Below are 19,086 nucleotides of genomic sequence, written 5' to 3' on the forward strand. Positions count from 1 at the left end.
GTATATGCCTGTTGGGATATATTGCCGCCATGGCATCTACATTCGAGGTGCTGGCCGAGCCCCACCGCAGGGAGATCCTCGATCTGCTGCGTGAGGGCGAACGACCGGTCGGCGACCTGGTCGAGCGGCTGGCGCTGACCCAGCCGGCCGTCTCCAAGCACCTGCGGGTGCTGCGCGGCGCGGGACTGGTCGAGGTCCGCCAGGACGCACAGCGCCGCTGGTACCGGCTTCGGCTGGACCCGCTGGTCGAGCTGGACAGCTGGCTGGAGCCGTACCGGCGCATGTGGACGTCCAGTTTGGACGCTCTGGAGAGGCACCTGGACACAATGGAGGATCCCGATGAGTGAGCGCGCGACCCTGCGGATGATCGACGGCGAGCCGGTACTGCGCTTCGAGCGCAGGTTCCGCCATCCGCCGGCGAAGGTGTGGCGCGCCGTGACCGAGCCCGCCGAGCTGGCGCACTGGTTTCCGGCCGCCGTCGAGGCGGAGCCGCGGCCGGGGGCGCCCATGCGGTTCACCTTCCCGGACGAGGCGGTCGTGGACGGCGAGTGGGACGGCGAGGTGCTGGAGTACGACCCGCCGAAGGTCTACATGTTCCGCTGGGAACAGGACGTGCTGCGCTTCGAGCTGCTGCCCGACGGCGAGGGCTGCCTGCTGGTGTTCACCCAGACCGTCGGCGGCGGGTGGGTGGGCCGGTTGGGGGCCGCCAGGAACGCGGCCGGCTGGGACAACTGCCTGGCCCTGCTCGTCGCCCGGCTGGACGGGACGCCCGCGCTGGCGGACCAGGTCGCGTTCCCCTCGATCGAACGCTATGTCGAGGAGTTCGGCCTCGGCGAGGGCGAGATCCGCACGACCAAGGACGGTCTCGAGCTTCACTTCGCCCGGGACCTGGTCTGGAAGCCGCCGGCCCAGGTGTGGTCCGCGCTCACCGAGGACGTCGATCCAGCCGACGAGCCGCCGGCCCGAGCGGTGAACCCGCACGTCCCCGCCGGCAGGGTTACTACGGCGGACGCCCCGAACGAGCTGGCCTACGAATGGCTGCACGAGGGTCGCCCGGCCGGGACCGTGCGCTGGCGCATCGTCTCGGACGAGAAGCTCGGCGTACGGGTGGAACTCACCCAGACGCTGCCGGCCGCCCTGTCCGAGAGACGGGCCCAGCTGCTGGCGGCCTGGCAGGTCCACCTGGAGCTGTTCTTCGCCGCCGTGCACGGGGACGTCCGCTGCCCCTGGCCGGCCGAGCGAACGGCGCGGCTGACCGAGCGTTACTCGGCCCGGCTGGCGGGGAAAGCCAGGCTTTAATGACCGCGGGCTATCCACTCCTCGAGGTGGGGGAGCTCGGCGCCGATCGAGGTGTCGTCGCCGTGGCCGGTGTGGACGGTGGTCTCCTCGGCCATGGTGAGCAGGCGGTCGCGGATCGAGTCGACGATGGTTGGGAAGTCCGAGTAGGACCGACCGGTCGCGCCGGGGCCGCCGTTGAACAACGTGTCGCCGGTGAACACGACGTTGAGGTCGGGCACGTGCAGGCACACCGCCCCCGGCGCGTGGCCGGGGGTGTGCAGCACCCGCACCTCGACCCCGGCCACGTGCAGCACGTCGCCGTCGGCGAGCTCGGCGGTGGGCCGGGCGTGCGGGTGCGCCAGCCGCCACAGCACGTCGTCGGCCGGGTGCAGCAGTATCGGGGCGTCGACCAGCTCGGAGAGCGCGGGGGCGGCGTTGACGTGGTCGTCGTGCGCGTGGGTGCAGGCGATCGCCACCACCTCGCGCTCCCCCACCGCCGCGGCGATCGCGTCCGCGTCGTGGGCCGCGTCGATCACCAGGACCTGCTCGTCGTCGCCGAGCAACCAGACGTTGTTGTCCACCGGCCAGCTGCCGCCGTCGAGGTTGAACGTCCCGGAGGTGACGACCTTCTGCACACGCGCGGCCATCAGAAGACCACCACCGACCGCAGCACGTCGCCGTGGTGCATCTTGGTGAACGCCTCCTCGACCTCGTCGAGCCGGATCGTCTCGGTGACGAACGCGTCCAGGTCGAGCCTGCCCTGGAGGTAGAGGTCGATCAGGTACGGGAAGTCGCGTGAGGGCAGGCAGTCGCCGTACCAGCTGGACTTGAGCGAACCGCCGCGGGAGAAGAAGTCCAGCAGCGGCATCTCCAGGCGCATCTCCGGCGTCGGCACACCCACGAGCACGACGGTCCCGGCGAGGTCGCGGGCGTAGAACGCCTGCTTCCAGGTCTCCGGCCGGCCGACGGCGTCGATCACGACGTCGGCGCCGAACCCGCCGGTGAGCTCCTGGACCGCGGCCACCACGTCCCCGGTGCCGGCGTTGACCGTGTGGGTGGCACCGAGCTTCGTCGCCCCCTCGAGCTTCCGGTCGTCCAGGTCGACGGCGATGATCGTGGTGGCGCCCGCGAGGGCGGACCCGGCGACGGCCGCACTGCCCACCCCGCCACAGCCGATGACCGCCACGCTGTCCCCCCGGGTGACCCCGCCGGTGTTCACCGCCGCCCCGATACCGGCCATGATCCCGCAGCCGAGCAGGCCGGCGGCCGCCGGCGACGCGGCCGGGTCCACCTTCGTGCACTGTCCGCTGTGGACGAGCGTCTTCTCGGCGAAGGCACCGATGCCCAAGGCCGGGGACAGCGGCGTGCCGTCGGTCAGCGTCATCGGCTGGCTCGCGTTGAAGGTGGCGAAGCAGTACCACGGCCGGCCGCGCAGGCAGGCGCGACAGGTGCCGCAGACCGCGCGCCAGTTGAGGATGACAAAGTCGCCCGGCTCCAGGTCGGTCACCCCCGCGCCGACCGACTCCACCACGCCCGCCGCCTCGTGGCCGAGCAGGAACGGGAACTCGTCGTTGATCCCACCCTCCCGGTAGTGCAGGTCGGTGTGGCAGACACCGCAGGCCTGGACCCGCACCACGGCCTCACCGGGACCGGGATCGGGCACAACGACCGTCTCCACCTGCACAGGGGCACCCTTCGCCCTGGCGACGACACCCCGAACCTGTTGAGCCATGGTCTCCTCGTCCTCTCCCGCGCAGCGCTGTATGTGTACTTGTACCAGCCGGCGGCCCGCTGGTCGTGACACGGTTTCGCGTTCCCCCGGAAAACCTGCGGACATGTTCTGACCGCAATGTCTGTCAGCCTGTCCGGCATGACCACCTTGCACTGCTACCTGAGCTACCGCGACGCACCCGCCGCCCTGGACTGGCTGGCACGGGCGTTCGGCTTCGAGACCACCATGCGGTTCGACGACGACCACGGCGGCGTCATGCACGCCGAGGCGCGCCTCGGTGACGCGGCGATCCTCCTGTTCAGCGACGACGGCGCGGGCTACACCCGCCCGGAGCCGCGGGCCGAGGCAAACGGCCAGGGGATCTACCTCGCGGTGGACACGAAGGCCGAGGTCGACGCGGTGTGGGAACGCGCCGTGGCAGCCGGCGCGACCGCGGTCCTGAAGCCCGAGAGCACCGACTGGGGGAACTACCGGTGCCGCGTGCGCGACCCCGAAGGCTACGAGTGGACCTTCGGCATCCACCGGCCGGGGGAACCCGCCGGCGAGTGGTGACAGGCCTGACCCGCGCCGCCGACACCGGCGGCGCGGGTCAGCCGCTGACCAGCGGCAGCAGGGTCGGACGCCACACGCCGTCGTGCGCGCGGCCCGTGGCCAGGCGTTCGGCGGAGACCTCGCCGTAGGTCGTGCCGCGCTGACGCGCCGGCCGCCCGGCCGCCGCCGCGAGCGCCTCGAGGTCGGCGATCGTCTTGTAGCTGCCGTTCTCCGACCCCGCCATGCGGCTGATCGTCTCCTCCATCAGGGTGCCGCCCAGGTCGTTCACCCCACCCCGGAGCACGTCGACGACGCCGGGCGTGCCCAGCTTGACCCAGCTGGTCTGGATGTTGGGGATCCGGCCGTGCAGCAGCAACCGGGCCAGCGCGTGGACCGCCCGGTTCTCGAGGTGGGTGGGGCCCGGCCGGGCGATGCCGGCCAGGTACAGCGGCGCGTTGGTGTGGACGAACGGCAGCAGTACGAACTCGGTGAACCCACCCGTCCGGGCCTGCAGGTCGCGGATCAGCTTGATGTGCGCGACCCAGTGCGACGGGTTGTCCACGTGGCCGTACATCATCGTCGAGGTGGTCGGGATGCCGAGCTCGTGGGCCGTCGTCACCACCTCGACCCAGGCGGCGGTGGGCAGCTTGCCCTTGGTCAGCACCCAGCGCACGTCGTCGTCCAGGATCTCCGCCGCCGTGCCGGGCAACGAGTCCACCCCGGACTCCCGGGCGGCGGTCAGCCAGTCCCTGATGGACAGGTTGGTCCGCGAGGCGCCGTTCACCACCTCCATCGGCGAGAACGCGTGCACGTGCAGCCCGGGTGCACGGCGCTTGACCTCGGCCGCGATGTCGAAGTAGGCGGTGCCCGGCAGGTCGGGGTGGATCCCGCCCTGCATGCACACCTCGGTGGCGCCGACCTCCCACGCCTGCACGGCCCGCTGACCCACCTGCTCCAGCGAGAGCGTGTACGCGTCGCTGTCCGTGCGGCGCTGGGCGAACGCGCAGAACCGGCAGCCGGTGTAGCAGACGTTGGTGAAGTTGATGTTCCGGGTGACGACGTAGGTCACGTCGTCCCCGACCGCGTCCCGGCGCACGTCGTCGGCCAGCGCCGCCAAGGCGGTGATCTCCGTACCCTCGCCGGCCGACAGGAGCACCAGGGCGTCCTCGTCGGACAGTCCGCCCGGGTCGGACTCGGCGCGCAGCAGTGCCGAGGTGAACTCCGGGCGCAGCCGGCCGGCCGGTCCGGGCGCGGACGGCGACGGCAGCCCGGCGACCTGGGCCCGCAGCGACTCCCAGTCGCCGTAGACCGAGTCGAAGTCGTCGCGTCGGTCGCCGGTGCGGCCCTCGGTGTCGATCGAGGTGTGCAGGTCGGTGCGGCCGGAGTCGACCAGTGCGACCTCCGGCTCCTGCCACGGCCGGCCCACCGGCACGCCCCCGGGGGCGGCCAGCCCGGTCTCGGGGTCGGCGAGCGCCGCGACGTGCCCGGCGACCCGCGGGTCCAGCCAGGGCTCGCCGCGCAGCACGTACTCCGGGTAGATCGGCAGCCGCTCGGCGAGGGAGAACCCGGCGGCCGAGGCGTGCCGGGCGAGCTCCTCCTCGGCTGGCCACGGCCGCTCGGGGTTCACGTGGTCGGGGGTCAGTGGGGACACCCCGCCCCAGTCGTCGATACCGGCCCGCAGCAGCAGGTCGAACTCCCCGCCGATCAGGTTCGGCGGCGCCTGGATGCGCATGCGCGGCCCGAGCACCAGCCGCGCGACCGCGACCGTCGCGGCGAGCTCGGTCAGCGTCGCGTCGGCCATCCCGGCCATCGCCGTGTCCGGCTTGGCCCGGAAGTTCTGCACGATGACCTCCTGGATGCCGCCGTACTGGCGGGCCACCGCGCGGATCGCGAACAGCGAGTCGACCCGTTCGGCGAGGGTCTCCCCGATGCCGATCAGGATCCCGGTGGTGAACGGCACCGAGCTCCGCCCGGCGTCCTCGAGCACCCGCAGCCGGACCGCCGGCTCCTTGTCCGGTGAGCCGAAGTGCGGGCCGCCCTTCTCCGACCAGAGCCGGGTGGCCGTGGTCTCCAGCATCATGCCCATCGACGCCGAGACCGGCTTGAGCCGCTGCAGGTCGGTCCAGCTCAGCACGCCGGGGTTGAGGTGCGGCAGGACCCCGGTCTCCTCCAGCACCTTGATCGACATCGCGCGGACGTAGGAGAGCGTGTCCGGGTAGCCGGCCTCCTCGAGCCACTCCCGCGCCGCCGACCACCGGTCCTCCGGCCGGTCGCCCAGGGTGAACAGGACCTCCTTGCACCCCAGCTCCGCACCCCGGCGGACGATGTCGAGGACCTCGTCGGGACTGAGGAAGGCGGCCGGGACCCGGCCCGGGACGGTGGCGAACGTGCAGTAGTGGCACCGGTCCCGGCACAGCTTGGTGAGCGGCACGAACACGCTGCGGGAGTAGGTGATCACCCCCGGACGGCCGGCCGCGACGAGCCCGGCGTCGCGCACCCGGGACGCCGCCGCCAGCAGCTCGTCGAGCTGGCCGTCCCGGGCGTGCAGCAATGTCTCCGCCTCGGTGCGGTCCAGCGCCGCCCCGTCGCGGGCCCGGCGCAGCGCCCGGCGGATGGCTGACTCGTTGGGTACGAAGCCCTCGGGCACTGGCACTCCTCCTGGCGAAACGCGACGGAACGTCCCCACGCTAGGGCACGTCCGCACCGCCCTCGATCGCGGTCTTCGCGCCCAGCCCGCCGCCGGCGGCGTTGTCGGACAAGCCGAGTACGACCCGGTACGAGGCCTGCCCTCCGCCTTGCCAACGACGACCTGGATCACGAAGCCCATCGACCGGGACCGTGCGGAAGCGCCCTAGCCGCGGAGGTCGTGTTCATCGACAACCTCGACCCGCTGCCGATCATTCCGCGCGGCGACACCGATGGGCTGGCTGTTGAGCAACACCCGGGTCTGCCCGCAGCAGCAGGCCTGGTAGCGGACCCAGCCGTCGCTCGTGACGTGGCTCGAGGAGGTCTCCCAGCGATGTAGGGCAGTCATGCCGCCCAGTCTGCTGTAATGGCCTTGTGCATTTGAACCCTTACGGCGAAGCGCCGGTCCGGCTCGCCGCCGACCTCGCGGGGTCACCGCCGCGCACGACCGAGGAGCTGGTCCGCCGGTGTCGCGCGGCGGGGATGGTGGTGGACCGGCCGCCGTCCGAGGGCGACCTGGCCGAGGTGGCCGAGTTCCTGACCAGGTGGCTGGAGGTGGTCGACGCCGACGAGCCGGCGCGGCGGGCCGCCCTGCTGAACGTCCTGCTGGCCGAGTCGTCCTCCTCGCCCCGGCTCACCAACCACGCCGGCGACGGGTGGCACATTCACTACCGGCCCGACGACCTGACGCTGGCCGCCGTCGTGCGCGCGCTGATCAGCGTCGGCACCGCGCTGCACCTCTCCGGCCGGGGGATGGACCGGCTGCGCCGCTGCGCGCTGCGCGACTGCGCCCGCCCGTTCGCCGACCTCACCCGCGGCGGCGCACAGCGCTACTGCTCACCCCGGTGCGCCAACCGCGACGCAGTGCGCCGGCACCGCGCCAGGACCCCGCACCGCGTACCGCCGGAGGCGTAGGCCGCCAGTCGCCGCCCGGCCGACGACAACACCGCCGCGCGAGGGAAGGCTGGCGGGCGTGAGCGAGGTGGTGACCACGCTGGCGCGCTCGCTGCGCCGGCTCTGGGACGAGGGGGCGCGGGTCGAGCGGGTGGCGATCGGCGTGGGCGCGCTGTTGATGGCCAGTGGGCTCGTGCACCTGGCGGTGCTGGTCGTCTCCGGTGGCACGTGGACGGGACCGGTGTCGCTGCGCAAGCCGACAACCTTCGGGCTCTCGTTCGGGCTCACGCTCGTCACCGTCGCCTGGGTGGCGCACCTGATGCGCCTGTCCCCCCGGCTGCGGGGGCCGGTGCTGGCCGTGTTCACCGCGGCCTGTGTGGTGGAGACGGCCCTGGTCTCGGTGCAGGCCTGGCGGGGGGTGCCCTCCCACCTCAACTTCGCGACCGGGTTCGACAGCGCGGTCTCCGCAACGCTGGCCTTCGGCGGAATGGTCCTCATCGCGACGGCCGTGGCGCTCACCCTGGCGGCCCTGGCCCGCGGCGGCGTGACGCCGAGCATGCGCCTGGCCACCCAGTTCGGGTTCCTGACGCTGCTGGTGGCACTCGGTGTCGGCGCGGCGATGATCTCCGCCGGGACCGCCGCGGCCCGTTCCGACCCTGCCCTCGCCTACTCGGCGGCGGGCTTCCTCAAGCTCCCGCACGCGGTGTTCATGCACGGCGTCCTGGTCATCCCGGGCCTGGCCTGGCTGCTCGACCTGGGCCGGTACGGCGAGTCGGTCCGGCTGCGCGTGGTCGGGCTCGGCGCGGCCGGCTACCTGCTGGTCGGCCTGGTCGTGCTGGTCGAGTCCATCGCCAGGGTCCCCCTGTTCGCGGCGCCGGCGCCGGCGATGGCCGCCGCGGGCGCGGGGCTCGTCCTGCTGGTGGCGGCGGCCGGCATCGCCGCGCGCGGCCTGCTGATCCGCCATCCGGGTCATCCCGAGCCGACACCCGACGCCGTTCTGCCGACACCGCCGATGAGCCAAATAAACTGACCGGATGCCCGCACGGAAGTCGAAAACCGGCCTTACCCAGCAGGAACGCAGCGCCGCGATGCGCAAGCGCCTGCTCGACGCCACCGTCGAGTGCCTGGTCCGGCACGGCTACGCGGGCACGACCACGACCAGGGTCACCGAGCTCGCCGGCGTCACCCGAGGCGCCCAGGTGCACCACTTCCCCACCCGCGCCGACCTCGTGGCCGCGGCCGTGCACCACCTCGCGGCCAAGCGGACCGAGCTCGCGTTCGACAAGCTCGACGCGGTGCGCCAGGCCGCCGACCCGCTCGACGCCGCGCTCGAGCTGCTGTGGGAGATCAACCAGGGCCCGGTCCTGCACGCGACGATCGAGATGTGGGTCGCTGCCCGCACCGACGCCCACCTGCGGGAGCAGGTCGCGGAGGTGGAGCCGGTCACCCGGGCGGCGATCCTCGACTTCGTCCGCCGGGCGTTTCCCGACCACGCCGAGGACCCGCGGTTCCGCCACGTCGCGTACACGGCGATGGACACGGTGCGGGGGATCCTGCTGCTCGGGCTGAGCAACCCGGACACGGCCTACCTGGAGGCCGCCTGGAAACGGGCCAAGGCCGACCTCCGGTTGCTCGTCGACACCGCCCTCGCCCGGCCGGAGCTCGTCAGCGGCGCGAGGTAGCCACGCCGGTCGGTCCCACCCCGGCCCGGGCATAGCCCTGCCGGGCCCGGCGGGTGTACCGCAGGCGGTACGGCACCAGGGGCCAGCAGGCGCTGACCGCGCGGCGGAGCATGCGGTGGCGCCGCTCGTCGCGGTCGGTCCAGTGCTCGCCGACGATCTCGCGCACGGGTTCGGGGAGGGTCCCTACCGACAACCACCACAGCGGCCGGGCGGTCGGCCCGCGCAGCAGCCGGTACAGCGGCGCCGGGACCAGCGGGAACGTCGCGGGCGGTTCCTTGGCGAACTCGACCAGGCCGCGCGCCGCCGGGGTGAGCACCAACTCCTCCCGGCACATCCGGTCGAAGTAGGCGAGAAAGCCGGACCAGTCGGGCGGCACGACGCGGTCGCTCACCCCGTAGGAGCGGTAGACCTGCAGCGACTCGGCGTAGAGCCGCTCCTTCTCGGCCTCGCTCATCGGGTGGTCGAACAGCTCGATCATCTGGTACAGCGCGTCGAAGATCGTCGCGTGGGCCCAGAAGAACACCTCGGGGTCCAGCGCGTGATAGCGCCTTCCTCGGTCGTCGACCCCGGTGATGTGGTGGTGGTACTCGCGGATCCGCCGCGCGGTCTCGGCTCCCCGCGGCCAGTCGAACGTGACGCCCTGGATCTCGGGGACCGACCGCAGCACGCGCTCCCACGGCTCGTCGAAGAACGCGGAGTGCTGGGCCACGCCGGCGCCGAGGCCGGGATGCATGAGCTGCAGCAACCCGGCCTTGACCAGCAGCAGGTAGCCCCTGACCTCCCCGGCCCAGCGCCAGTGCAGCGTGCCGGGGCCGGGCATCGGGACGCCGTCCACCTCGGGGGCCGCCACGTCAGGAGGTGTAGTCGTAGAACCCGCGGTTGCTCTTCTTGCCGAGCAGGCCGGCGTCGACCATGCGCAGCAGCAGGGGCGGCGGCGAGAACAGCGGCTCCTTGAACTCCGCGTACATCGACTCGGCGATCGCCTTGGTCGTGTCCAGGCCGATCAGGTCGGTGAGCGCGAGCGGACCCATCGGGTGCGCGCAGCCCTGCACCATGCCCGTGTCGATGTCCTCGGCCGAGGCGAACCCCGACTCGAGCATCCGGATCGCCGAGAGCAGGTAGGGCACGAGCAGCGCGTTCACCACGAAGCCGGCGCGGTCCTGGGAGAGGATGACCTGCTTGCCCAGGGTGGACTCGGCGAAGGCCCGCGCGCGCTCCTTGGTGGGCTCGCCGGTCAGCAGCGACGGCACCAGCTCGACCAGCTTGAGCACCGGGACCGGGTTGAAGAAGTGGATCCCGATCACCTGCTGGGGCCGCGAGGTCGCCATGCCCAGCTTCATGATCGGGATCGACGACGTGTTCGAGGCGAAGATGGCGTCGGGGTCGGCGACGACCTTGTCCAGCGCGGTGAACACCTCGGTCTTGACCTGCTCGTGCTCCGCGACGGCCTCCACCACCAGCTGCCGGTCGGCGAGCTCGTCGAGGTCGGGGCTGAACCGGATGCGCCCGAGCGCCGCGTCCCGCCCCTGGTCGTCCAGCTTGCCGTTGCGGACAGCGCGGGCCAGGGACCTCTCCACCCGGGCCCGCCCGGCGGCGAGGGCGTCCTCGCCCACCTCGTTGACCACGACGGACAGCCCCGCCCGCGCGCACACCTCGGCGATGCCCGATCCCATCAACCCGCAGCCGACGACGCCGACGCGTTCGATCTCGCCCACCCGTACCCCTCTCAGACGTTGCGTCGGTACTGGCCACCGACCTCGAAGAAGGCCTCGGTGATCTGGCCCAACGTGCACACCCTAGCCGCGTCCATGAGCACGCCGAACACGTTCGAGCCGTCGGCGGCCGCCGCCCGCAGCCGGGCCAGCGCCTCCCTGGCCTCCTCGCCGTGCTGACGGCGGTAGGTCCGGGTGCGCTCGACCTGCGAGCGCTTCTCCTCCTCGGTGGCCCTGGCCAGCTCGATGGTGGGGTGCTCCTCGGCCTCGCCCCGGCTCGGCAGGAACGTGTTGACCCCGATCAGCGGCAGCGAGCCGTCGTGCTTGCGCTGCTCGTAGAGCATCGACTCGTCCTGGATGCGACCGCGCTGGTACCCGGTCTCCATGGCGCCGAGCACCCCGCCGCGCTCGGAGAGCCGCTCGAACTCGGCCAGCACCGCCTCCTCGACGAGGTCGGTCAGCTCGTCGACGATGAACGAGCCCTGCAGTGGGTTCTCGTTCTTGGACAGGCCCCACTCCCGGTTGATGATCAGCTGGATGGCCAGCGCACGGCGCACCGAGCTCTCGGTCGGGGTGGTGACCGCCTCGTCGAACGCGTTGGTGTGCAGGGAGTTGCAGTTGTCGTAGAGCGCGCACAGGGCCTGCAGCGTCGTGCGGATGTCGTTGAAGTGCATCTCCTGCGCGTGCAGCGAACGCCCCGAGGTCTGCACGTGGTACTTGAACTTCTGCGACCGCTCGTTGGCGCCGTAGCGCTCGCGCATCGCGACCGCCCAGATCCGCCGCGCGACCCGGCCGATCACGGTGTACTCGGCGTCGAGCCCGTTGGAGAAGAAGAACGACAGGTTCGGCGCGAAGTCATCCACGGCCATCCCCCTGGCCAGATAGGACTCGACGTAGGTGAACCCGTTGGCCAGCGTGAAGGCCAGCTGGGTGATGGGGTTCGCGCCGGCCTCGGCGATGTGGTAGCCGGAGATCGAGACCGAGTAGAAGTTGCGCACCCGGTTGGCGATGAACCACTCCTGGATGTCGGCCATCATCCGCAGGCTGAACTCGGTGGAGAAGATGCAGGTGTTCTGCCCCTGGTCCTCCTTGAGGATGTCCGCCTGGACGGTGCCGCGGACGTTGGCCAGCGCCCACGCCGCGAGCTCCTCCCGCTCGGCCTCGGAGGGCTGGCGGCCGTGCTCGGCGACGAACCTGTCGACGGTCTGGTCGATGGCCGTGTTGAGGAAGAAGGCGAGGATCGTCGGCGCCGGGCCGTTGATCGTCATGGAGACCGATGTGGACGGTGCGGTGAGGTCGAACCCGTCGTAGAGCGCCTTCATGTCCTCCAGCGTGGCAATCGAGACCCCGGAGGTGCCGATCTTGCCGTAGACGTCGGGCGGGGTGTCCGGGTCGTTCCCGTACAGCGTCACGGAGTCGAACGCGGTGGAGAGCCTGGTCGCCTCGGATCCCTCGGACAGGTAACGGAAACGCCGGTTCGTGCGGAACGCGTCGCCCTCGCCGGCGAACATCCGGGCCGGTTCCTCGCCGTCCCGCTTGAACGGGAACACCCCGGCGGTGAACGGGAAGTAGCCCGGCAGGTTCTCCTTGCGCAGGAAGCGGAGCAGCGACCCGTCGTCGTCGTAGCGGGGCAGCGCGACCCGCGGCACCCGACTGCCGGAGAGCGTCTCCCGCCACAGGGCGGTGCGCACCTCGTGGTCGCGCACGCGCACCACGAGCTCCTCACCCGCGTAGTCCTCGGCCAGCGACCGGTACCGGTCGAGCAGGTCGCGGGAGTCCCGGTCCACGCGCCGCTGCGCCTCGGTGACCAGGGCGTCGAGGTCGGTAGTGGACGAACCGGCGGCGGCGAGCTCGCCGCGCGCCGTGGTGAGCGCGCTGTGCCGGCGGACCGCGGCCACCTGCTCGTCGGTCTCCCGGTGGTAGGCGCGCACGGTCTCGGCGATCTCGGCGAGGTAGCGCGCCCGCTTCGGCGGCACGACCGTCGCGGCCCGCGTCGAGGTCCGGCTCGCCACCGGCGCCAGGACCGGCTCGGCGACCGGGAGGCCCTCCTCGGCGAGCAGGTCCCGCACGTGGTGGTAGAGCGCGGTCACCCCGTCGTCGTTGAACGTGGCCGCGCTCGTGCCGAAGACCGGCATGTCCGCCCACGAGGCGCCGAAGGCCTCGCGGTTGCGCAGCAGCTGCCTGGCGACGTCCCGGCGGGCGTCCTCCGCGCCGCGCCGCTCGAATTTGTTGATCGCCACGACGTCGGCGAAGTCGAGCATGTCGATCTTCTCGAGCTGCGAGGCGGCCCCGAACTCCGGCGTCATCACGTAGAGCGAGACGTCCACGAACGGCACGATCGCCGCGTCGCCCTGACCGATCCCCGGGGTCTCCACGATGACCAGGTCGTTGCCGGCGGCCTTGGCCGCGGCGATCGCGTCCGCGAGCCCTGCCGGCACCTCGCTGCCGGCGCCGCGGGTGGCCATCGAGCGGAAGTAGACCTGGCCGCCCTCCAGCGAGTTCATCCTGATCCGGTCGCCGAGCAGCGCACCGCCGCCGCGCCGGCGGGTGGGGTCGACGGCGATGACGGCGATCCGCAGCTTGTCCTGCTGGTCCAGGCGGAACCGCCGGACCAGCTCGTCGGTGAGGGAGGACTTCCCGGACCCGCCGGTGCCGGTGATGCCCAGCACGGGGACGGTCCGCCGCCCGGCCGCCTGCCGGACCGCGGCCAGCGTCGGCTCGGCCAGCCGGCCGGCCTCGATCCTGGTGAGCACCCTGGCGAGCGCGTCCTGGTGTCCGCTGAGCAGCGCGTCCACCGAGGGCTCCGGCCGGGCGGCGAGGTCGGTGTCGCATGCCTCGACCATCGTGTTGATCATGCGGGCGAGCCCCAGCTCCTGGCCGTCCTGGGGCGAGAAGATCCGGGCCACGCCGCGGGAGTGCAGCAGCTCGATCTCGGCCGGCACGATCACCCCGCCCCCGCCGCCGAACACCTTGACGTGACCGGCGCCGCGCTCGGCGAGCAGCTCGACCAGGTAGGTGAAGTACTCCACGTGGCCGCCCTGGTAGGCGCTGATCGCCACCCCCTGGACATCCTCCTGGATCGCCGCGTGGACGACCTCGCGGACCGAGCGGTTGTGGCCGAGGTGGATGACCTCGGCGCCCTGTGCCTGCAGGATGCGCCGCATGATGTTGATCGCCGCGTCGTGCCCGTCGAACAGGCTCGCGGCGGTGACGAATCGAACCGGGTTCTCCGGGCGGTGCAACGTCGCGGTGCTCATACAAATAGTTTGATGTCCTACATTCGTACCTGCAACCAATGTGGCCCAGGTCTCCGGCGCGGCACCCGCCTTTGCGATGATGGCGCGGTGATCCCGGAGCCGGTTCGCCGGATGCTCGACGACGACCTGGCGTCCCGCTCGCTCGGGATGGCCCTGGTCGACGCGGGCCCGGGCTTCGCCGTGGTCGGGATGACCATCACCGAGACGATGGTCAACGGCCACGCGATCGCCCACGGCGGCTTCGTCTTCCTGCTCGCGGACACGGCGTTCGCCTGCGCGTGCAACAGCCACGGCCCGGTGACCGTGGCCGCCGGCGCCGACATCACGTTCGTGGCTCCGGCGCGGCTGGGCGACCGGCTCGAGGCGCGGGCGCAGGAACGGGTCAGCTACGGCCGCAGCGGCATCTACGACGTGACGGTGCGCCGGGGCGAGGAGGTCGTCGCCGAGTTCCGGGGCCGCAGCCGCGTCCTGCGCGACTGAGGCGGCGACCAGCCGACCACTGGGCGGCTACTGGAGCGCCAGGAACACCGCGCCGCCGACGACGGGGCCGAGCAGGGCACCGGCCACCACCTGCGCGACGGTGTGGTCGCGTACCACGACCCGGGACCAGCAGACCAGGGCGACCAGCGGCACCAGCAGCAGCATCCAGGGCCCGCAGAGCAGGGTGACCAGGGCCGCCGCTCCCCCGGCGACGGAGGCGTGTACGGACACCTTCCACCAGCGGGTGATCACCAGGCAGGCGACCAGCGTGCCGATCATCGCCCAGGCCAGCGCCACCAGCGCGCCCGGAGCGTCGCCGAGCAGCATCACCGCCATCCCGGCCAGGGCCGACACCAGGCACATCACCAGCGGCAGGGTCCGGTGCTCGCGGTCGCGCACCCAGTGCCCGTCCCACCGGCCCCGGCGCGCGCCGAGGACGAGGAACGCCATCGGCAGCACGCCGTAGAACACCGCCAGCAGCAGCGCCCAGCCCAGCGTCGCGGCGACGTCGTAGTCGGTGGCCTGCCAGGACACCGACAGCAGCAGCACGACGACCACGACGGCGGGTGACAGCACCTCGGTCACGATCCTGGCCGCCCGAAGGCCGATAGGGTCCATGGCGGAGGATTCTTCCAGCCGAGGAGGGCCATGAAAGCCGGCGACCCCGCACCCGAGTTCGAGCTGCCGGACGAGACCGGCAGCCCCCGCACGCTCACCGGCCTGCTCGCCGACGGACCGCTGGTGCTGTTCTTCTACCCGGCGGCGATGACCAAGGGCTGCACGGTGGAGAGCTGCCACTTCCGTGACCTCGCCGCCGAGTTCGCCGCGGTCGGCGCGACCCGGGTGGGCATCAGCCCGGACGCGGTCGACAAGCAGCAGGCCTTCAGCGAGAAGCACTCGTTCGACTTCCCGCTGCTCTCCGACCCCGACGGCGCGGTCGCCACCCGCTACGGCGTGCGGCGCAGCTTCGGTCCGCTGCTCACCAAGCGGCAGACGTTCGTCATCGACACCGACCGCACGGTGCTCGAGGTCATCCGCAGCGAGCTCCGGATGGCCGTGCACGCCGACCGCGCGCTGGAGGTCCTCAGGGGACGGTGACGATCGTGTCCTCGGGGACCGGCTGGTCGGTGCGCAGGGCCTCGAACATGCGGCTCGCCTTGTCCTCGTCCCACACAACGACCGACCCCACGTCCGTGCGCTCGGAGCCCCCGAGCGGCACCGTCGTCGAGAGCGTGCTCCCGTCGCTCGCGCCGCCGATCGCGAACGCGAGGCTGGGCAGGTGGTGCAGGTGGTCGCCCTCGTCGACGGTCACCGCGTCCGGGGCGTTGGCCAGCACCGGCACCAGCTTGAACGGGTTGAGGATGGTCCCGGGGCTGGCGATCTTGTCGGTCAGCGCGCCGACGAACTCCCGCTGGTGCACCACCCGGTCCAGGTCGGCGCGCGGGGTGGCCCGGGTGCGGACGTAGCCGAGCGCCTGGGCGCCGTTGAGCTCCTGGCACCCGGCCTTGAGGTTGATCCCGGCGAGCGGGTCGTTGATCGGCTCCTTGATGCACATGTCCACGCCGCCGACCGCGTCGACCACGTCGGCGAAGCCACCGAGGCCGACCTCGACGTAGTGGTCCAGCCGCAGGCCGGTGTTGACCTCGACGGTCCGTGCGAGCAGCGCCGGGCCGCCGAACGCGTAGGCGGCGTTGAGCTTGTTGCGGCCCCGGTCGGGGATCTCGACGTAGGAGTCGCGCAGCAGGCTGACCAGGGTGGGCTTGGTGTCGTTGTCCGGGATGTGCAGCAGCATCATGGTGTCGGTGCGCTTGCCGGCCGCGTCGCCGGTGGCCAGCTCGCCCTTCTGCTCGTCGGAGAGGTCCTCCCGGCTGTCCGAGCCGACGATCAGCCAGTTCGTGCCCTCGGCCTCGGCCGGCCGGCCGGGGTAGTCCGCGAGCGCGGCCACCCGGTTGAGCGACAGGTCCAGCCACAGCCAGACCCCGCCCAGCGCGACGACCAGCACGATGAAGAAGATCAGCAGCTTGCGTCCGAAGCGGCGCGGGCGGGGCGGCCGAGGTGCCCGGGGCGGCGGGCCGTAGCCCTCCGGCGGCTGCCCGTCGAACCCCCGGTGGTCGCGCTGGTCCCGGCCGGGAGGCGGACCCGCGGGGCGGCGCGGCGGCTGCTCGGTCGGCGGGAACGGCAGCGCCCGGGTCTCGTGGTAGGCCGGGCGCCGGGAAGGCGGACGCGGCCCCTGCGGCGGCTGGCCGTAGCCCGGCCCGCGGCCGTACTCGGGCCCTCTGCCGTGCTCGGGTCGTCGCGGTGCGCCGTGCTGGTGGCCGTAGCTCATCTCCCCAACCTTCCGTCGACTAACCAGGACGTGGCGACCGCCATGGAGGTTGCGAACACCGTACGAGACGACCCTTACAGTGCGACGCTCAACCCGCTCGGCGGCGGCGCGGCCAGGGCCGCGGCGATGAGCTGGTCGGGTTCGGAGATACCCAGCACGCCGAGCGTGAACCGTCGCACGAGCAGCCGCCACTCCCCGGCCCGGCGCAGCAGGGCGTGGGACTCCCCACGCACGTCGAAGCGGCAGACCGCCTCGCTCACCCGCCTGGCCCGCAGCGCGTAGGCGTGGGAGAGGCGCGGGTCGGTCACCGTGTCCCGGTCGCCGTGCGCGATCAGCACGGTCCGCCCGGCCAGCTGCTCGACAGGGTCGCCCGCGGGTGTCCAGGGCGCCAGCGCGCACACCCCGGTCACCGCCTCGTCCCCGGCCACGTGCAGGGCGACGCGGCCGCCCATCGAGTGCCCGACCAGCACCACCGGCGCACCGGGGTGACGGTGGCGGAGCTGCTGGAGCGCCCACCTCGCGTCCACGACCGGGTCCAGCTCGGGGCTGTTCCAGCCGCGGTGGCGGTAGCGCAGCAGCCCCACGGCCAGCCCGCCGCGCCGGCCGGCGCGGGCCAGGTCGAGGGCGAACGGGAGCATCCGCAGGTAGGCCGGCCGGAACCGGTGGACCAACTCGGTGCTCCGCTCCTCACCGCCGTGCAGCACGAGCGCCACCGCGCTCGCCGCCGCGGGTCCGAGAACCCGGAGCTGGGGCTCGGTCACCGGGCGGCCACCAGGCGCTCGATGCCGTCGAGGACCCGGGCCAGGCCGAACTCGAAGGAGTCCACCCAGTCCAGCTCCGTCTTGCGCCAGAGCCGGGTGAGTGCCGGGAAGCGCTCCGGGCTGAGGTGCGCGTCGAGCAGCGGCGCGAACTGGGTCCAGAACTGCTCCTCGGACAGCCCGCTGCCGCGCTGGGCGGCGAGCGCCTCGGCCTCCCGCTGGGCCGCGCCCCGCACGTACCCGGCCACCAGCTCGACCACCGCCATCCGCTCCCCGCCGGGCAGACCGGTCTCCTCGAGAACGGCGAGCAGGGCCTCCAACGCGGCGGCCTGGTTGGGTCCGATGGCGCCCCGGGTGAGCGAGGCACGCAGCAGCCACGGGTGGGCGCGGTAGCCCTCGAGGCTCCCCCGGGCGAACCGCTCCAGCCCCGCCCGCCAGCCGTCCGCTCCCAGCTCCGAGGGGGAGTCCTGGCCCAGCACCGAGTCCAGCATGAGGTCGTGCAGCTCGGCCTTGGACGGCACGTACCGGTAGAGCGACATCGTGCCGACTCCGAGCGCGTCGGCGACCCGCCGCATCGACAGGCCGTCCAGCCCTTCGGCGTCGGCGACCTCGATCGCCGCGGCCACGATGGCCTCCAGCGTCATGCCGGGCTTGCGGCCGCGGCGCGGGCGGGGCCTGGTCCCCCACAACAGCTCCATGCTCCGCGCCGCGGGGGCCGTCCCGCCGAAGCTCGCCGAGGTCTCGTCTTCCGAAGTGCTCATCGTGCGCCAATCGTAGGGACCGTGATTTGCGTACGCCGCACCCCTATCGCTAGCATTCGCGTACATCGTACCCATAAAGGAGCACAACATGACGATCTTGGTGACCGGCGCGACGGGGTTCGTCGGGCGGCACGTGGTCGCCCAGCTCGCCGACGCGGGCCACCCGGTCCGGGCGATGACCAGGAACCCGGCGGCGGCACGCTTCCCCGACGGTGTGGAGGTGGTGCGCGGGGACCTGCTCGATCCGCCGTCGGTGGCGGCGGTCCTGACCGACGTGGACCGGATGTACCTGTTCCCCGAGCCGCGCACCGCCGAGGAGGTCGTGGGGCTGGCGGTCAGGGCCGGGGTGGAGCGGATCGTGACGCTCTCCTCCGGCGCGGTCGGCGCGGGCCTGGACACCGACTACCAGCTGCCCGTCGAGCAGGCCGTCGAACGGTCCGGCTGCGCCTGGACGCACCTGCGCCCCGGCGAGTTCGCCTCGAACACGCTGCGGCTGTGGGGGCCCTCGATCCGGGCCGAGCGGGTGGTCCACCACCACATGCCGGACTGGCGCGGGCTGCCCATCCACGAGGCCGACATCGCGGCGGTGGGGGTGGCCGCCCTGCTCGGCGAGGGCCACCACGGGCGCGCCTACGACCTGACCGGCCCGGAGCGGCTGAGCGCACGCGAGCAGGTGGCCGCCATCGCCGAGGCGCTCGGCGAGGAGGTCCGGCTGGTGGAGGTGAGCCAGGAGAAGGCGCGGGACCTGCTGCTCGCGCAGGGCGGCTGGGCGGCGGACAACGCCAACTTCATCACCGGGTTCGAGTCCTACTCCCCGACCGAGATGCCGGAGCTCACCGCCGAGGAGTGGGACGCGGCCATCGTGCCCCTGCCCACCGTCGAGGAGGTGACCGGACGGCCGCCGCGCACGTTCGCCCAGTGGGCCCGCGAGCACGCCGAGGACTTCCGGTGAGCTGGTGACCGGTGACACCCCCGCCGCACTACCCTCGC

General features: G+C 72.5%; 20 protein-coding genes. 9 read left to right on the top strand and 11 right to left on the bottom strand.

Annotation, left to right across the window (positions count from 1 at the left end; all coding sequences use genetic code 11):
* Positions 1–29: 29 nt before the first annotated feature.
* Positions 30–347: an ArsR/SmtB family transcription factor gene (locus BU204_RS00550; RefSeq protein WP_075123484.1), complete on the top strand. Its 318-nt coding sequence runs from the start codon at positions 30–32 to the stop codon at positions 345–347.
* A complete protein-coding gene (locus tag BU204_RS00555; protein WP_075123485.1) occupies positions 340–1,299 on the top strand; it encodes an SRPBCC family protein in 960 nt (319 codons plus the stop codon). The genes BU204_RS00550 and BU204_RS00555 overlap by 8 nt, the downstream gene beginning before the upstream one ends.
* Here the strand turns inward: BU204_RS00555 and BU204_RS00560 are convergent.
* Positions 1,296–1,925 (bottom strand): MBL fold metallo-hydrolase, encoded by a 630-nt coding sequence (locus tag BU204_RS00560; RefSeq protein ID WP_075123486.1) that lies wholly within the window; start codon positions 1,923–1,925, stop codon positions 1,296–1,298. The genes BU204_RS00555 and BU204_RS00560 overlap by 4 nt on opposite strands.
* On the bottom strand, positions 1,925–3,010 hold the full coding sequence (locus BU204_RS00565; protein WP_075123487.1) for an S-(hydroxymethyl)mycothiol dehydrogenase: 1,086 nt from the start codon (positions 3,008–3,010) through the stop codon (positions 1,925–1,927). The genes BU204_RS00560 and BU204_RS00565 overlap by 1 nt, the downstream gene beginning before the upstream one ends.
* 138 nt (positions 3,011–3,148) lie before the next feature.
* Between BU204_RS00565 and BU204_RS00570 the strand changes: the two genes are divergently transcribed.
* Positions 3,149–3,562 (top strand): VOC family protein, encoded by a 414-nt coding sequence (locus tag BU204_RS00570; protein ID WP_233158990.1) that lies wholly within the window; start codon positions 3,149–3,151, stop codon positions 3,560–3,562.
* Between the two features lie 37 nt (positions 3,563–3,599).
* Here the strand turns inward: BU204_RS00570 and BU204_RS00575 are convergent, their stop codons facing one another.
* The gene (locus BU204_RS00575) at positions 3,600–6,155 is read right to left on the bottom strand and encodes a bifunctional FO biosynthesis protein CofGH (RefSeq protein ID WP_233159007.1); all 2,556 of its coding nucleotides are present in this window, start codon (positions 6,153–6,155) and stop codon (positions 3,600–3,602) included.
* 237 nt (positions 6,156–6,392) lie between these two features.
* Positions 6,393–6,575: a hypothetical protein gene (locus tag BU204_RS00580; RefSeq protein WP_075123490.1), complete on the bottom strand. Its 183-nt coding sequence runs from the start codon at positions 6,573–6,575 to the stop codon at positions 6,393–6,395.
* Positions 6,576–6,601: 26 nt separating this feature from the next.
* Here BU204_RS00580 and BU204_RS00585 point away from each other — a divergent pair, with 26 nt between their 5' ends.
* From BU204_RS00585 to BU204_RS00595, 3 genes are read left to right on the top strand one after another with little or no spacing between them, the layout of a single operon-like run.
* Positions 6,602–7,141 carry a CGNR zinc finger domain-containing protein gene (locus tag BU204_RS00585; protein ID WP_075123491.1) on the top strand — a complete coding sequence of 180 codons (540 nt, stop codon included), beginning with the start codon at positions 6,602–6,604 and terminating at the stop codon, positions 7,139–7,141.
* A gap of 58 nt (positions 7,142–7,199) precedes the next feature.
* Positions 7,200–8,150 carry a hypothetical protein gene (locus BU204_RS00590; RefSeq protein WP_075123492.1) on the top strand — a complete coding sequence of 317 codons (951 nt, stop codon included), beginning with the start codon at positions 7,200–7,202 and terminating at the stop codon, positions 8,148–8,150.
* Positions 8,151–8,154: 4 nt separating this feature from the next.
* The gene (locus tag BU204_RS00595; RefSeq protein WP_233158991.1) at positions 8,155–8,802 is read left to right on the top strand and encodes a TetR/AcrR family transcriptional regulator; all 648 of its coding nucleotides are present in this window, start codon (positions 8,155–8,157) and stop codon (positions 8,800–8,802) included.
* Here the strand turns inward: BU204_RS00595 and BU204_RS00600 are convergent.
* From BU204_RS00600 to icmF, 3 genes are read right to left on the bottom strand one after another with little or no spacing between them, the layout of a single operon-like run.
* On the bottom strand, positions 8,786–9,652 hold the full coding sequence (locus tag BU204_RS00600) for an oxygenase MpaB family protein (RefSeq protein ID WP_083660889.1): 867 nt from the start codon (positions 9,650–9,652) through the stop codon (positions 8,786–8,788). The two genes, BU204_RS00595 and BU204_RS00600, sit on opposite strands and share 17 nt — an antisense overlap.
* Before the next feature lies 1 nt (position 9,653).
* The gene (locus tag BU204_RS00605) at positions 9,654–10,517 is read right to left on the bottom strand and encodes a 3-hydroxybutyryl-CoA dehydrogenase (protein WP_075123494.1); all 864 of its coding nucleotides are present in this window, start codon (positions 10,515–10,517) and stop codon (positions 9,654–9,656) included.
* Positions 10,518–10,528: 11 nt separating this feature from the next.
* Positions 10,529–13,771: a fused isobutyryl-CoA mutase/GTPase IcmF gene (gene icmF, locus BU204_RS00610; protein ID WP_075123495.1), complete on the bottom strand. Its 3,243-nt coding sequence runs from the start codon at positions 13,769–13,771 to the stop codon at positions 10,529–10,531.
* A gap of 111 nt (positions 13,772–13,882) precedes the next feature.
* On the opposite strand from icmF, the gene paaI reads away from it, so the two are divergent.
* Positions 13,883–14,251 carry a hydroxyphenylacetyl-CoA thioesterase PaaI gene (gene paaI / locus BU204_RS00615; protein WP_075123685.1) on the top strand — a complete coding sequence of 123 codons (369 nt, stop codon included), beginning with the start codon at positions 13,883–13,885 and terminating at the stop codon, positions 14,249–14,251.
* Between the two features lie 27 nt (positions 14,252–14,278).
* On the opposite strand, the gene BU204_RS00620 is transcribed toward paaI, so the two are convergent.
* Complete coding sequence (locus tag BU204_RS00620) at positions 14,279–14,869, bottom strand: hypothetical protein (protein WP_075123496.1); 591 nt, start codon at positions 14,867–14,869, stop codon at positions 14,279–14,281.
* Between the two features lie 30 nt (positions 14,870–14,899).
* Here BU204_RS00620 and BU204_RS00625 point away from each other — a divergent pair, with 30 nt between their 5' ends.
* On the top strand, positions 14,900–15,349 hold the full coding sequence (locus tag BU204_RS00625; protein ID WP_075123497.1) for a peroxiredoxin: 450 nt from the start codon (positions 14,900–14,902) through the stop codon (positions 15,347–15,349).
* On the opposite strand, the gene BU204_RS00630 is transcribed toward BU204_RS00625, so the two are convergent.
* The 3 genes from BU204_RS00630 to BU204_RS00640 all read right to left on the bottom strand — a co-directional run bounded on the left by BU204_RS00630 (position 15,336) and on the right by BU204_RS00640 (position 18,096).
* Positions 15,336–16,577 (bottom strand): LCP family protein, encoded by a 1,242-nt coding sequence (locus BU204_RS00630; protein ID WP_075123498.1) that lies wholly within the window; start codon positions 16,575–16,577, stop codon positions 15,336–15,338. The two genes, BU204_RS00625 and BU204_RS00630, sit on opposite strands and share 14 nt — an antisense overlap.
* Before the next feature lie 74 nt (positions 16,578–16,651).
* Positions 16,652–17,338 (bottom strand): alpha/beta fold hydrolase, encoded by a 687-nt coding sequence (locus BU204_RS00635; protein ID WP_075123499.1) that lies wholly within the window; start codon positions 17,336–17,338, stop codon positions 16,652–16,654.
* Positions 17,335–18,096, bottom strand: a complete 762-nt coding sequence (locus BU204_RS00640) for a TetR/AcrR family transcriptional regulator (RefSeq protein ID WP_075123500.1) — start codon at positions 18,094–18,096, stop codon at positions 17,335–17,337. The genes BU204_RS00635 and BU204_RS00640 overlap by 4 nt, the downstream gene beginning before the upstream one ends.
* 88 nt (positions 18,097–18,184) lie before the next feature.
* On the opposite strand from BU204_RS00640, the gene BU204_RS00645 reads away from it, so the two are divergent.
* On the top strand, positions 18,185–19,048 hold the full coding sequence (locus tag BU204_RS00645) for an SDR family oxidoreductase (RefSeq protein ID WP_075123501.1): 864 nt from the start codon (positions 18,185–18,187) through the stop codon (positions 19,046–19,048).
* The last annotated feature ends 38 nt before the right edge of the window (positions 19,049–19,086 follow it).

Origin of the sequence: Actinophytocola xanthii, assembly GCF_001921205.1 — a bacterium.
GTDB lineage: Bacteria > Actinomycetota > Actinomycetes > Mycobacteriales > Pseudonocardiaceae > Actinophytocola > Actinophytocola xanthii.